We start from the raw sequence: 13,425 nt of genomic DNA on the forward strand, positions 1-13,425 counted from the left end.
AGTCTGCATATTCTAACTTTTTAAATAACCTGTTTAAATAGATTTTAACAAATCTGGGATAAGAGAAGTCTATTTTTAAAGGTTTTAAACCGTGTTCTAATTTTGTATATTAGTAATTCTAAAAAATCAAACATTAATTTAAAAAATAGATATAGCTTATGGCATTTGATATTGATATGATAAAAGGAGTTTATGCACAAATGAAAGAACGTGTAGACGCTGCCCGAGACATTGTTGGAAAACCTTTAACGCTTTCAGAAAAGATTTTATATAACCACCTTTGGGATGGTATGCCAACAAAGGCTTTTGTTAGAGGAAAGGATTATGTTGACTTTGCTCCCGATAGAATAGCATGTCAAGATGCTACTGCACAAATGGCTTTATTGCAATTTATGCAAGCTGGGAAAAGTAAGGTAGCGGTACCCACAACGGTGCATTGTGATCACTTAATTCAAGCTAAAGAAGGTGCCGCAGCAGATTTAAAGCATGCTAATAATGTGAGTAGTGAAGTTTTTAATTTCTTAGAATCGGTATCAAATAAATACGGTATTGGTTTTTGGAAACCCGGAGCTGGAATTATTCATCAAGTGGTTTTAGAAAACTATGCGTTTCCAGGAGGCATGATGATTGGAACCGATTCGCACACAGTAAATGCCGGTGGTTTAGGAATGGTAGCGGTAGGCGTTGGAGGTGCTGATGCGGTTGATGTTATGGCTGGTATGGCATGGGAATTGAAGTTTCCTAAACTTATTGGAGTAAAATTAACTGGAAAGCTGTCGGGGTGGACTGCACCAAAAGATGTTATTTTAAAAGTTGCTGAAATTTTAACCGTAAAAGGAGGAACAGGAGCCATTGTAGAATATTTTGGACCTGGAGCAATAGCAATGTCCTGTACAGGAAAGGGAACCATTTGTAATATGGGTGCAGAGATTGGTGCTACAACCTCTACATTTGGATATGATGAGTCTATGGAACGTTATTTAAAAGCTACAGATAGAGCAGATGTTGCGGAAGCTGCAAATGCAGTGGCTTCTTATTTAACCGCAGATCCAGAGGTATATGAAAATCCAGAGCAATATTTTGATCAGGTAATAGAGATAAACCTTACAGAGTTAATGCCGCTATTAAATGGACCATTTACACCAGATTTATCAACAGAGGTGGGTTCTGATATGACTGAAAAAGCAACGGCTAATGATTGGCCAATTAAAGTAGAGTGGGGTTTGATAGGATCTTGTACTAATTCATCTTATGAAGATTTATCTCGTGCGTCTTCCATTGCACAACAAGCTTTAGATAAAGGTTTAAAAACAAAAGCCGAGTTTGGAATCAATCCAGGTTCTGAGCAAGTTCGCTACACAGCGGAACGCGATGGCATATTAGAAGTTTTTGAAAAATTAGATGCTAAAATATTTACCAATGCTTGTGGACCATGTATTGGTCAGTGGGCACGTTATTCAGATCCTAAAAATGCACCAAAAAACAGTATTGTACATTCGTTTAACAGAAACTTTGCAAAACGTGCCGATGGTAACCCAAACACGCATGCCTTTGTAGCATCGCCTGAAATTACGGCAGCTATTGCCATTGCAGGTCGTTTAGATTTTAATCCATTAAAAGATAAGTTAATTAATGAAAATGGAGAAGAAGTCATGTTAGATGAACCAACGGGATGGGAATTGCCACCAAATGGTTTTGATGTAAAGGATAATGGTTATTTAGAGCCAGAAAAAGACGGAAGCCATGTAAATGTTGTAGTGAACGACGATTCTGAACGTTTACAATTACTAACACCGTTTGAGCCTCTTGGAGACTCAATTACAGGAGCTAAACTATTAATTAAAGCGTTTGGTAAATGTACCACAGATCATATTTCAATGGCAGGACCATGGTTACGTTTTAGAGGGCATCTAGATAATATTGCTAACAATACTCTAATAGGAGCGGTAAATGCTTTTAATAAGCAAACTAATTTTGTTAAAAACCAATTAACAGGTGAGTATGGTGGTGTACCTGACGTACAGCGTGCTTACAAAGCAGCAGGAATTAAAACAGTGGTAGTAGGAGACCATAACTATGGCGAAGGGTCTTCTAGAGAGCATGCAGCAATGCAACCACGTCATTTAGGTGTTGCAGCGGTTATTGTAAAATCTTTTGCACGTATTCATGAAACAAATCTTAAAAAACAAGGGATGTTAGGTTTAACTTTTGCAAATGAATCTGATTATGATTTGATTCAAGAGGACGATACCTTCAACTTTTTGGATTTAAATGAATTTGCTCCAGATAAGCAGTTAACTGTTGAAGTAGTGCATGCAGATGGCAGTTCAGATAACATCAAGCTAAATCATTCATATAATAATGCTCAAATTGCTTGGTATAAAGAAGGTTCTGCTTTAAACTTGATAAAAAAGCAAAATGCTTGATTTAGCCTAAACGGATTTTAAAAAATCTCATACAGTTGTTAAAAAATAAAAATCCAACGTTCTTATGCGTTGGATTTTTTTATGTAAAATTTATTTCTTTTAATCGATTGTTAATTTACTCCGCTCTTTATAATGAGGGATTATCAACTAACTAAGCAAGTTTGCTAAAAAAATTTCTTTCAGAACTAGAAAAAACATGATGTGAAAATAATTTAGAGTATTATTCATAGTTATTTAGTTTGCCATAAGCGCCACCATGGAATTCCTGGGGCATCGTGATGTTCATAATGATAACCAAAAAAATAACAACTTAAGAAAGCCCACAAATGATTCTTTTGTAGTGTTCCAGATTTATGCTGATTATTATTATGAGCATCGTTTCTATGAGGAATATAGGTGCCAAAATAAAATAACTGGAACGTAGATAGAATACTAGGTAAAACCCAAAATAATAGAAGATTTTCTAACGGAAAGACTAGCTTTAATAGTTGAAGACTTACAGTTATTAAAATTAGTTGTTTTATAGTAATATAACTTTTAATAAAGTTCCAGTACCACAACCAGAATTTACCAGATTCGTGATAATCAGGATCATCATGAGAAGCAACATGATTATGGTGCATATGGTGTTTACGCAGTAAATAATCATAAAAATTGAATGCAAATAAAAAAGCGGTTAATCGGCCAAAAAAGGAATTAATATTCTTTTGCTTAGAAACAGTGCCATGCATGGCATCATGTGCCGTTATAAATAAACCTGTGTATAAATGTGTTTGTACAAAAATAAAAAGGTAAGTTATTATGTTACTGTAATCTATCTGCCAATTCAATAAGTAAAATAAACAGAACAGCCAAGTTAAAATAACCACAGAGCCTATAATGATACCTACTGGGTCAATGGCTTTAGATAATATTTTACTTTTATTAAAGGACAAATTTTTTGTTTAAATTTATAAAAAAAATATTAAACAAAAATAATAAAGTCGATAAAATAATATTATTGCTCTACAAAAGGTTTTATTAATGATTACTTTGCTGAATTTTTAAAAGGGCACTTTCTAATATTTAAATTAGTAACTCTACCTTCAAAATCACAAAAGCATTACTTTTACAAAAACTTCAAAAATGAACTCCAGACAAAATCAGCTCAAAGCATTTGATAGATTATTAACTATTATGGATGAGTTACGAGAGCAGTGCCCTTGGGATAAAAAGCAAACCATGGAAACCTTACGCCATTTAACCATTGAGGAAACTTATGAATTAGGCGATGCTATTCTTGATAATGATTTAGAAGAGGTTAAAAAGGAGTTGGGAGATGTGTTACTCCATATAGTATTTTATTCTAAAATAGGTAGTGAAACCCATGATTTTGATATTGCAGACGTCTGTAATGAAATTTGCGAAAAGCTTATTAACAGACACCCCCATATTTACAGTGATGTGAAAGTTGATAATGAACATGATGTGAAGCGCAATTGGGAGAACCTAAAATTAAAAGAAGGTAAAAAAAGTGTTTTAGAAGGGGTTCCTAAAAGTTTACCTGCTTTGGTAAAAGCCAATAGAATTCAAGAAAAAGTTGCTGGCGTTGGTTTTGATTGGGAAAAACCTGAACAGGTCTGGGAAAAACTACAAGAAGAATTAGCAGAATTTCAATATGAAGTTAAAACTGGTAACAAAGATACCATGGAAAGCGAATTTGGAGATGTTATGTTCTCTTTGGTAAATTATGCCCGTTTTTTAGATATCAACCCAGAGAATGCATTAGAGCGAACCAATAAAAAGTTTTCTAAGCGTTTTCAATATTTAGAGGAAAAAGCAAAGTCCCAGAACAAAAGCCTTAAAGATATGACGCTTGCAGAAATGGATGTGTTTTGGGAAGAAGCAAAAAGACTTTAATCAATAATCATTTAGCTTATAGTTATCTTAGTGAGGGTAATTTGTTAATAGAGACTTGTTTTTGTAAATTTGCAGCATGAATAGCGGAATACATGAAATAAGAAATAACAGAATCTTCAACTTTAATTTTCTAGTTTTTAGAAATCAGTCAGATAAGTTTATTCCTCCTTCAATTTAATTTACCCTACAGTAAGTTTATAGGAAATGATGTGGTTTGTAATTAAAAATGATAACTAGCCGCATTAGTTAAATTACTTACCATACAACACTTTAATTGTCCATTTAAAAAATTGGGCAGGTAATTTATAACACCCATTATTTAATGACCATAAAGACCTTTGATGCCTTTTCTAGGATGTCAATTATACAAATTAATAGAGTAACAAGATTTATATTTGGAAATTACACTAGTTTAAGAGAAACAAAACCAGCTATACAAAAATCAATAATGTATGCTACAAAAGAACTTCCTGGTTTGGGTGGTTTTGTTTTTACGGTGGAGCATAAGAATGAATTATTGGCGGCTGCAGTAGTAAATAAAACGGGGATGAATGAGTATTTGGCAGAAAACATATTAGTTTATTTAGCTGTAAAAGAAGAGCATAGAAGAACGGGTATTGCAAACAAATTACTACAACATATTGTGATGTATTGTAAAGGAGATATCTCTATATATGTTCAAAAAGATGACGTGATAATTAAAATGTTTGAAAAATTTGGCTTTGAATCTAGAAATATTGAAATGCGCCTAGAGCGAAAAACAAAATAATAAAACAATGAAAATTATTAAAATAAAGAGAAGAACTGTGGTAGAAAAACGCTACAGTATAAAAATGGGAGAGTTAATAACACATGTAACATACATTAAAAAACACATTTTGGGACTTCCTATTAAAACGTTATATAAATACCGTAAAACCTATTATGGTGAGGTAAAAGATTGTAGTGATTGTATTTTATTTATCTAAACTATATAAAACAAACATAATTTAAATGAGAATATTAGTTATTGGAGCCGGTAATATGGGCTTGACCTACGCAGAGGGAATGTCAAAATCTAAGCTTTTAAAGAAACGCAATATCATGGTGTTAGATACGAGCGAAGAAAAGTTAAAGGAACTCAACGCAGTATCGCATTTTGATGCTTTTAATAAGCTTGAAGATTGTGTGCCTAAAGCAGATATCATATTTGTGGCTGTTAAACCTTACCATGCCGAAAATGTATTTAAGGCTATTAATCCGTTAGTAAAACCCCAGCAGATTATTATTTCTATAATGGCTGGCGTAACTATTTCTAAGATAGAAACGCTTACCGGGCTAAAAAAAATTATTAGGGCAATGCCTAATTTACCTGCCAAAATAGGCAAAGGGTTAACTTCTTACGTGGTATCTTCGGAAGTGTCAAGAATTGAAAAACTAACTATAGAAGGACTGTTAGATACTACAGGAAAGTCTATAGAAGTATCCAATGAGGAGTTAATAGATGCCTCAACAGGAATTTCAGGAAGCGGACCAGCTTATGTGTTTTACTTTATGCAAAGTATGATGGAAGCAGCACTGCAAATGGGTTTTTCAAAAAATGATTCTGTGACTTTGGTCAGTCAAACGTTTACAGGAGCGGTAGAGTTGTTCAATCAATCTAATTTATCTCCAAATTCTTGGATGGAACGTGTAGCTTCTAAAGGGGGAACAACTAGGGCTGCTTTAGATTCTATGGAAGATAATAATGTTAATTTATTAATAAAAGAAGCTGCTTTTTCTGCATTTAACCGTGCGGTAGAGCTAGGTAAAGAATATTAAAATGGGAAAAGAAAGAATTGTTGTTAAAGTTGGTACTAATGTAATGACCAACAAAGACAATAGAATTGTAAGACCAGTTTTAAATCATTTGGTAGAACAAATTGCAGAACTTTATGAAAGAGACATCATGACTATTTTAGTGTCGTCTGGGTCAGTAATAGCAGGAAAAGAAGTTTTAGGAAAATCAAAAATAAAGAATAAAACACAAAAGCGTCAAGTGTATTCCGCCATTGGTCAGCCTAGAATGATGCGACTTTATTACAATATTTTCCATGATTATGGTATGAAGTGTGCCCAAGTATTACCCACAAAGAGGGATTTTAGCCCAGGAGTACATAGGCAAAATATGATTAACTGTTGTGAGGGGCTCTTATCTGAAGGAGTCATTCCTATAGCTAATGAAGATGATGCGGTGTCAGTTACTATGTCTATGTTTTCTGATAATGATGAATTAGCCAGTTTAATAGCGCAACTTCTAGAAGTAGACAAATTAATTATTTTAACTGATATTGATGGTCTTTATACAGGACACCCAAATGAAGATGACAGTAGTTTGATTGAAAATGTAAATCCAGATGATGATTTATTAAAGTATATTAAAGATGGTGGTAAGAATGAAGGTGAAGGAAGGGGAGGTATGGGCTCTAAATTAGACTACGCCCAAAAGGCTGCAGCTAAAAATATACCTACATTTATTGTAAATGGTAAAAAAAGAAATACATTAATTGATATTATTGAAGGGAAATCTGTAGGAACAAAAGTTTCTTTGTAAATACTATTATATGTCGCTAAAAATAAGGGGTTTAACACTAGTGTTAAACCCCTTATTTGTTTAGATTAAAAAAATGGCTTTTAGTAAAGTTCTTTGATTTTTTTAAGTTTTGTTTTCCAAAGTTTTAAAGATTCTTTGTGCGATTTTATATTATTTCGTACTTCTTTTACTAATGGGTTATCGTCATCAACATTGGTAAAGAACTGTAGGTTGTTTTCCAACTGATTGATTTTACTTTTAACTTCATCAATTTTTTTACGAATAAAATTACGCTCGTTGTCCAGATTTCTGGTGTCCTCTGGGTTGTTTAATGTATCAAGTTTGTTTTCAAACTTAATCATTTCAACCTCATTTTTATCAAGGTTTACAGCGGATAGCAAGTCATCAACAGCTTTTTCAAATTTACCTTCAATATATCGCTTGTCGTTAGGAACTTTACCAAAAGATTTCCATTGGGTAATTTGATCTTTTACTTTTTGAATAATTTCTTCCTTGGTGCCTTTTAGCTCCAATGATTTTAAGCTATTTAAGAGTTCGTTCTTCTTGTTATAAGCCTCCAAAGTCTCTTTACTTACTGCATTTTTGGTAGCATGTAGTTTATCAAAATAATGATTACATGCTGTTTTAAATTGTTTCCATATTCTATCGCTATCTTTCCTAGGAACATGGCCAATTTTTTTCCAATCACTTTGAATCTTTTTCATGAGAGGTGTTACAGTATCATAATCTTCACTGTCTTTATTGTCCTCTGCAATTTTAATTAAATCCAATTTCCGCTGAAGATTAGTATATTGCTCTTTCTTTAAATCTTTGTAGAACGCGTTCTTTTTTCTGTTAAAAGTTCTAACAGCTCCCTTGAACTTTGCCCATGTGCTTTCGTTAACCTTAATAGGCACTTTTCCAGCATTAAAGAAATCATTTCTTAAATTTTCAATTTCTTTAATTTTCTTTTGCCATGTATTATGTGTGTTGGCATCATCTCTAGTGGTTATTGCTTCAATATTGGCTATGATATCAAGTTTTTTCTCTAGGTTTTTTTCATAAGACTTATCTAACTCTTTAAAATATTCTTGACGTTTATCATTAATTACTTTGGTAGCCGCCTTAAATTGTTCCCAAATGGCTTCTCGGTATTCCTTTCCAACTGGTCCAAGCTCTTCTTTCCACATTTTATGGAGTTCTTGAAGTTCTCTAAAGGCTCTTAAAACATTATCATCTTTGGCTAATTCTTCAGCACGCTCAATAATTTTTAACTTTTTTTCAAGATTGTGTTTAAAATCTAAGTCGCGTAAGTCTCTATTTAAATGAAGAAAATCATAGAACATTTCTACATGGTGGTGGTAGCTATTCCAAGCATTATTGTATTTATCTCTAGGGATTGGCCCTATGCTCTTCCAGCGTTCTTGAAGCTCTTTGAAGTGTTTATAAGTAGTGTTTATGTTTTCCTCAACACTAATCAAACCTTTTAACTCTTCAATTATTTCGAGTTTTTGGCTTAAATTGTCTTTAAGATTTCTTTCAATGTTTTGGTAATGCTCATTGAGTTTTTTTCTGTACTCTCTATAGGCGGTCTTGTATCTTTTCTGAACAGGAGAGGAGTAATAAAAATCTATTTCATGACCTCCATCGTTTATAAATTCTTCTTTTTTCTCCTCTATTAAAGCTTGAAAATTTTCTTTGAAAGTATTATTAATCTTATCAACATGAGACCTAATGGCTTGTACTTTTTCATTTTTTATGAGTTTTTCCAACTCTATGGCCAATGCCTCTAACGACATGGAGTCATAGTCCTTAACTTCAATTTTATGTCTTTCTTTGTTGCCTTCGTCTTCGGCGTCTTCAGCATTAGATTCTTCTATTTCATTTAAAACCTCATCATTTTCTGATTGCGCAGTTGGTGCCTTTTCATCTTGTAGTTTATTGTTAACCTCAGTTTTTTTAGCCTCCACACTCGTGGCGTCTTCAGCTTGTTGAGAGACTTCATTTTCTGATGAATTGTTGTTTGCTAGATTACTGGCTTCTGGGGTGTTTGTATTTAAATTATTTTCTTCAACTCCCTCCTTATCATGAAGTTTATTATTGTCAGACATTTTTAAAAATGTTAAAGTTCAAAATTAGTTTAAAGATTAAAGATACTAACAACTAAAGTGATTTACAAAGAATAGGGAGTGGATTTAACGTTTTATTTGGCTTAGCTATTGTAAATCCCATATAGACCATGCCTTTTCTGCTTGAAGCTCTAGCATTTTCAATCCATTTATAAGTGTAGCTCCTTTTTCTTTGCCCTGTTTTAAGAATTTAGTTTCTTCTGGATTATAGATGAGGTCGAATAAAATGTGCTTGTCTGAAATGCTGTCATAAGGAATTTGAGGGCAATTATCAATATTAGGAAACGTTCCTAAAGGTGTACAGTTAATGATAATCAAGGCTTCTTTGATATCATTCTCTGAAATTGTTTCATATGTAAAATCAATGCCTTCAGACTTTTTTCTGGAAACATACTGATAGTTAATACCTAGTTCTCTTAGGGTATAAGCAATAGCTTTACTAGCACCACCAGTGCCTAGAATCAACGCTTTTTTATGATATTTTTTTAAAAATGGTTCAATAGATTTTTTAAAGCCATAGCAATCTGTATTATATCCAATTAATTTCCCTTTCTTAGTTATTTTAATGGTGTTCACAGCACCAATTTCAGCAGCTTTTTTATTAATCTTATCAAGAAAAGGCATTACTTCTTGTTTATAAGGAATAGTAACATTTAAACCTTTGAGTCCCCTAGTATTCTTTAAAATAGAAGGAAATAAATTAATAGATTCAATATCAAAATTTTCGTAAGTAGTATTTGTGATATGTTCTTTATCAAATTTGGATTTAAAGTAAGCTCTTGAAAATGAATATGAAATATTTCTTCCTAATAGACCTAGTTTGTTCATTTAACTTTTCTTGTTTTTTGTCCGTACCATTCAAGGCCCAAAACTATTAAAATTCCAACAACTATAAAACCGATAGCGATATAGGTTTCTGAATCTAATTCAGGTAGAAATCGTTCATAATTTTCAATGATTTTTTCGCCACGGGAATCTAGTTGGTAGGAGCCATCTACATCCGTTTTAAAAATAGTTTGTTTCCAAGGCCATACAACTCCTAGAGAACCAATAATAAAGCCCATTAATAGTGAAAGTGTTATGTTTCTAAAACGCTTTAAAACATAATTTAGAATATGTGAAAATGTTACTAAACCTACCACAGAACCGAAGGTGAAAACTCCTAAAACCTTAAGCATTCTAATTCTGTAGGTATTATTAATAAATGCAAAATCTCCTGAAACAATATCAAAAACAGTATCATAAAGTGCATTTACAGAATCAACTAAAAGCAATACATAATTACCCAATAGAATCATAATAAATGAACCAGAGAACCCGGGGAGTGTCATTCCTGAGACACTAATCATACCACAGAAAAAAACAAAAAATAAATTATCATTTTCTTTAGCGGGATCTAAAAAACTAATACCAATACCTATTATGATGCCTATTAATAGTGATACAAATGTTTTTGTGCACCAGCCTTCAAAATCTTTACTTATGTAATAAATGGAGCCTACTATCATTCCAAAGAAAACACTCCAAACGTATAATTCATAATGAACAATGAGATAGTCTAGTAATTTAGAAACACTAAAGTAACTAACTATCATTCCCAAAAATAACAGACTAATAAATCTCCCGTTGGTGTATCTGTAGAAGCTTTTAAACCGCCCGTTAATTAAAAGTTTAAAGGCTTTGCCATTAAACTTTTGAAGCGAATAGATGAACTCTTCGTAAAACCCCGCAACAAATGCGACCACACCACCTGAAACACCAGGCACTTTATTTGCAGCCCCCATACCTAACCCCTTGAGGAATAGAAAAATTTTATCAGTAAGCGTTCTAGTGCTTTGCATTATTGTTTTTTAGAGCCTAATTTTTCAAGTATAAAAATAGTCATGAAACCAATAATTATCAAACCTAAGGCAAATACAATTTGGTTGTCTCCTTCAAATGAAAAAGGAGAAATACTTTCTTCTAAAAAAGGGATTTGCTCTCCTTTAGAATTAGTTCTGAATGACAATACTTTTTTCCAAGGCCAAATTTTGTTCAATGAGCCTAAAATAAAACCAGTTAAAATAGCTAGAGTAAGATTGTGATAATTTTTAAATAACCATTTTAGGAGTTTCGAAAATGATAATAAACCAATTACAGCACCCAAACCAATAAAAAAAATAGATTTAATGTCTTTGTTGTTCACAGCTTCTAAAACGGGTTGATAGGCTCCAAGGAGCACTAAAATAAAAGCTCCAGAAATACCAGGAAGAATCATGGCACAAACAGCTAAGGCACCAGCAAAAAATAAAAATAGACTACCAGAATTTGATGATGCTAATGATGGTATTGTAGTAATGTAATAAGCTACAAAAGCTCCTGTTATTAAACTAGCAATTATCCCAAAATTCCATTTTTTAATTTGTTTACCTATGAAGAGAACACTAGCCAAAACTAATCCAAAAAAGAAAGACCAAATTAAAATAGGATGATGGTGTAAAACCCATTCTAATCCTTTTGCCAATGATAAAACACTAATGCCAATTCCTGTAAACAAAGCAAGTAAAAAGTTGCCATTAAGTTGACTCCACGCTGTTTTAAAACCTTCTTTTTTTAATGTTCTAAATAATGAAAGGTTTATATTATTAAGTGCGGTAATTAATTCTTCATAAATACCTGAAATAAAAGCTATAGTGCCACCTGATACACCTGGAACTACATCGGCTGCACCCATTGCCAATCCTTTAAGAGAGATGACGGCATAATCAATAAAGCGTCTTTGCATTACTTTGAATTTTAAACGAAAACCAAAGGTATACAATTTAGATGATAATTAAGATTTAATTAATCTTTGGCAGATATCAAAATATACTTAACTATTCATAAGAAATATGAATGACTAAAGTGCTTTTAAATCAAGTACTTTAACTTTGATTCAGTATGTTTTTAACAAGGATTTTATTGGCAACTTTTGGAAAAAGTTCTTCAATAATAAAGGCATAATCCTCATTAAATTTAAGACCATTTTTTAAATGAAACTCGCCTTTTTGATTTTGATTTAAGAGAAAATACAATCCAGCTAGTCTATATTCTAGTTCAGCATTTTCTGGGTAAAACTCACAAGCCTGCTGGAAATTGAAAATAGCGGCTTCGGGTTCACCAAGTTTAATTAATAAATCACCTCTGGAGAGCCATGTATTTAACTCATAATTACCGAGTTCTAAGGTTTTCTTGAAGCCTCTTTCTGCTTCTTCATAGAAATTAAGTCTTTGGTTAATCTGTGAAAATAATTTCCAATAGATTACATTTTCAGAATCAATATTAATAGCCTTGTTGATATAGTACAAGGCTTTTTGGTAGTTTTTCTTTTTATTATAAAACTTGGTAATGGCAATCCAGCCTTTGTCTAAAAGCGGATCTTCATGTACGGTTTTATAGTAATATTGAACAGCCAAATCATTATTACCTAATTTTTCATAACATGAGCCAATTCTTAAAAGAGCAAAAGATGTTGGTTCATCAAGCTTTAAAGTAATGGTATAATTCTCAATGGCATCTTCATATCTTTTTAATTTTTCTAGTACTTTGCCTCTTTCCAAGTATGCGCCAACAAAAGTATCATCAGATATAATTGCAAAATCAAATGCTGCTAAAGCTTTTTGGTAATTTTTTAAAAACATATATTGTTTTCCTAATTGGTGCCATGCAACTTCACAGTAAGGATTTTTATCTAGAAAGACATTTAAATATGAGATGGCATCTTCATTCTGATTTAAAAATTCAAAACAATAAATAACGTTATAAAGCGCAGAATAATCTTGTAAATCTTCTTCTAAGCATTTCATAAAAAAAGTTTTGGCTTCTTCATATTCGTCCAGAAAAAGATACTCCATTCCTATTAGTGAGTATATGTCAATAATATCATCAGTTAATTCCAAGGCTCTTTTTAGCACATCAATAGCCTTTTGATGTGCGTCCTTTTTTGATAAAATATTAGCTTTTTGAATGTAGATTTCCTCATTCGTTGGATCTAAGCTATAAAGTTCATTTAATAGATTATCAGCCTCTATAAGTTTGTCTTCAAAAACAAAAACCTCTACTCTAAAAAGGCGTAAATTGATAGATGTTGGATGTTGATCTAACCCTAGTTTTATAGCTTTTTTAGCTAAAGCAATTTTTCCTTGATTTAAATAATAGTGAATTATGTTTTCAAACTCTTCAGAATCGAAGAATAAAACGTGATTTGTTTTTAACATCGATTCAAACTTGGTAAGGGGCAAATTGTTGTTGTTGTCGTTATGACTAAACTCCATAAGCAATTTGTAAGTGTTCTACACCAATAAAGTTAAGTTTCTATTTTAGTTATTAAAGGAATTACAGCAAATGTTTTTAACAAAATAATGAACAGACTGTTTGTGTGAGGATTGTGAAAAAAATATTA

12 protein-coding genes are annotated in these 13,425 nt (G+C 32.3%); 6 read left to right on the forward strand and 6 right to left on the reverse strand.

Annotated elements, in window-relative coordinates:
* Nucleotides 1-158: 158 nt before the first annotated feature.
* Nucleotides 159-2,426, forward strand: coding sequence for an aconitate hydratase (locus tag E1J38_RS12135; RefSeq protein ID WP_133357120.1), 2,268 nt, complete (start codon nucleotides 159-161; stop codon nucleotides 2,424-2,426).
* A 230-nt stretch (nucleotides 2,427-2,656) separates the two neighbouring features.
* Here the strand turns inward: E1J38_RS12135 and E1J38_RS12140 are convergent, their stop codons facing one another.
* Nucleotides 2,657-3,361, reverse strand: a complete 705-nt coding sequence (locus tag E1J38_RS12140; RefSeq protein ID WP_133357121.1) for a fatty acid desaturase — start codon at nucleotides 3,359-3,361, stop codon at nucleotides 2,657-2,659.
* 190 nt (nucleotides 3,362-3,551) lie between these two features.
* Here E1J38_RS12140 and mazG point away from each other — a divergent pair, with 190 nt between their 5' ends.
* From mazG to proB, 5 genes are all read left to right on the forward strand, one after another.
* On the forward strand, nucleotides 3,552-4,325 hold the full coding sequence (gene mazG, locus E1J38_RS12145; RefSeq protein ID WP_133357122.1) for a nucleoside triphosphate pyrophosphohydrolase: 774 nt from the start codon (nucleotides 3,552-3,554) through the stop codon (nucleotides 4,323-4,325).
* Between the two features lie 322 nt (nucleotides 4,326-4,647).
* On the forward strand, nucleotides 4,648-5,094 hold the full coding sequence (locus E1J38_RS12150) for a GNAT family N-acetyltransferase (protein WP_133357123.1): 447 nt from the start codon (nucleotides 4,648-4,650) through the stop codon (nucleotides 5,092-5,094).
* Nucleotides 5,095-5,101: 7 nt separating this feature from the next.
* The gene (locus E1J38_RS12155; protein ID WP_133357124.1) at nucleotides 5,102-5,293 is read left to right on the forward strand and encodes a hypothetical protein; all 192 of its coding nucleotides are present in this window, start codon (nucleotides 5,102-5,104) and stop codon (nucleotides 5,291-5,293) included.
* Nucleotides 5,294-5,318: 25 nt separating this feature from the next.
* Entirely contained in the window at nucleotides 5,319-6,125 is an 807-nt protein-coding gene (gene proC, locus E1J38_RS12160) for a pyrroline-5-carboxylate reductase (protein WP_133357125.1), read from the forward strand.
* 1 nt (nucleotide 6,126) lies between these two features.
* Entirely contained in the window at nucleotides 6,127-6,897 is a 771-nt protein-coding gene (proB, locus tag E1J38_RS12165; RefSeq protein ID WP_133357126.1) for a glutamate 5-kinase, read from the forward strand.
* Nucleotides 6,898-6,977: 80 nt separating this feature from the next.
* On the opposite strand, the gene E1J38_RS12170 is transcribed toward proB, so the two are convergent.
* From E1J38_RS12170 to E1J38_RS12190, 5 genes are all read right to left on the reverse strand, one after another.
* Nucleotides 6,978-8,987, reverse strand: a complete 2,010-nt coding sequence (locus E1J38_RS12170) for a DUF349 domain-containing protein (RefSeq protein WP_133357127.1) — start codon at nucleotides 8,985-8,987, stop codon at nucleotides 6,978-6,980.
* Nucleotides 8,988-9,092: 105 nt separating this feature from the next.
* Nucleotides 9,093-9,833: a shikimate dehydrogenase family protein gene (locus tag E1J38_RS12175; RefSeq protein WP_133357128.1), complete on the reverse strand. Its 741-nt coding sequence runs from the start codon at nucleotides 9,831-9,833 to the stop codon at nucleotides 9,093-9,095.
* The gene (locus E1J38_RS12180; protein WP_133357129.1) at nucleotides 9,830-10,846 is read right to left on the reverse strand and encodes a DUF368 domain-containing protein; all 1,017 of its coding nucleotides are present in this window, start codon (nucleotides 10,844-10,846) and stop codon (nucleotides 9,830-9,832) included. The genes E1J38_RS12175 and E1J38_RS12180 overlap by 4 nt, the downstream gene beginning before the upstream one ends.
* The gene (locus tag E1J38_RS12185) at nucleotides 10,846-11,769 is read right to left on the reverse strand and encodes a polyprenyl-phosphate transporter (protein WP_133357130.1); all 924 of its coding nucleotides are present in this window, start codon (nucleotides 11,767-11,769) and stop codon (nucleotides 10,846-10,848) included. Before E1J38_RS12185 ends, E1J38_RS12180 begins: the two co-directional genes overlap by 1 nt.
* Nucleotides 11,770-11,908: 139 nt before the next feature.
* A complete protein-coding gene (locus E1J38_RS12190) occupies nucleotides 11,909-13,297 on the reverse strand; it encodes a tetratricopeptide repeat protein (RefSeq protein WP_133357131.1) in 1,389 nt (462 codons plus the stop codon).
* Nucleotides 13,298-13,425: the final 128 nt, after the last annotated feature.

The organism is Seonamhaeicola sediminis (assembly GCF_004358095.2).
In the GTDB taxonomy this organism is placed as follows: domain Bacteria; phylum Bacteroidota; class Bacteroidia; order Flavobacteriales; family Flavobacteriaceae; genus Seonamhaeicola; species Seonamhaeicola sediminis.

What these genes read in the sequence shown, in the direction of transcription:
- E1J38_RS12170 (WP_133357127.1), bottom strand. Translation starts at nt 8,987, where the DNA reads ATGTCTGACAATAATAAACTTCATGATAAGGAGGGAGTTGAAGAAAAT.
- E1J38_RS12185 (WP_133357130.1), bottom strand. Translation starts at nt 11,769, where the DNA reads ATGCAAAGACGCTTTATTGATTATGCCGTCATCTCTCTTAAAGGATTG.
- E1J38_RS12135 (WP_133357120.1), top strand. Translation starts at nt 159, where the DNA reads ATGGCATTTGATATTGATATGATAAAAGGAGTTTATGCACAAATGAAA.
- E1J38_RS12190 (WP_133357131.1), bottom strand. Translation starts at nt 13,297, where the DNA reads ATGGAGTTTAGTCATAACGACAACAACAACAATTTGCCCCTTACCAAG.
- E1J38_RS12155 (WP_133357124.1), top strand. Translation starts at nt 5,102, where the DNA reads ATGAAAATTATTAAAATAAAGAGAAGAACTGTGGTAGAAAAACGCTAC.
- proC (WP_133357125.1), top strand. Translation starts at nt 5,319, where the DNA reads ATGAGAATATTAGTTATTGGAGCCGGTAATATGGGCTTGACCTACGCA.
- E1J38_RS12180 (WP_133357129.1), bottom strand. Translation starts at nt 10,846, where the DNA reads ATGCAAAGCACTAGAACGCTTACTGATAAAATTTTTCTATTCCTCAAG.
- mazG (WP_133357122.1), top strand. Translation starts at nt 3,552, where the DNA reads ATGAACTCCAGACAAAATCAGCTCAAAGCATTTGATAGATTATTAACT.
- E1J38_RS12150 (WP_133357123.1), top strand. Translation starts at nt 4,648, where the DNA reads ATGACCATAAAGACCTTTGATGCCTTTTCTAGGATGTCAATTATACAA.
- proB (WP_133357126.1), top strand. Translation starts at nt 6,127, where the DNA reads ATGGGAAAAGAAAGAATTGTTGTTAAAGTTGGTACTAATGTAATGACC.
- E1J38_RS12175 (WP_133357128.1), bottom strand. Translation starts at nt 9,833, where the DNA reads ATGAACAAACTAGGTCTATTAGGAAGAAATATTTCATATTCATTTTCA.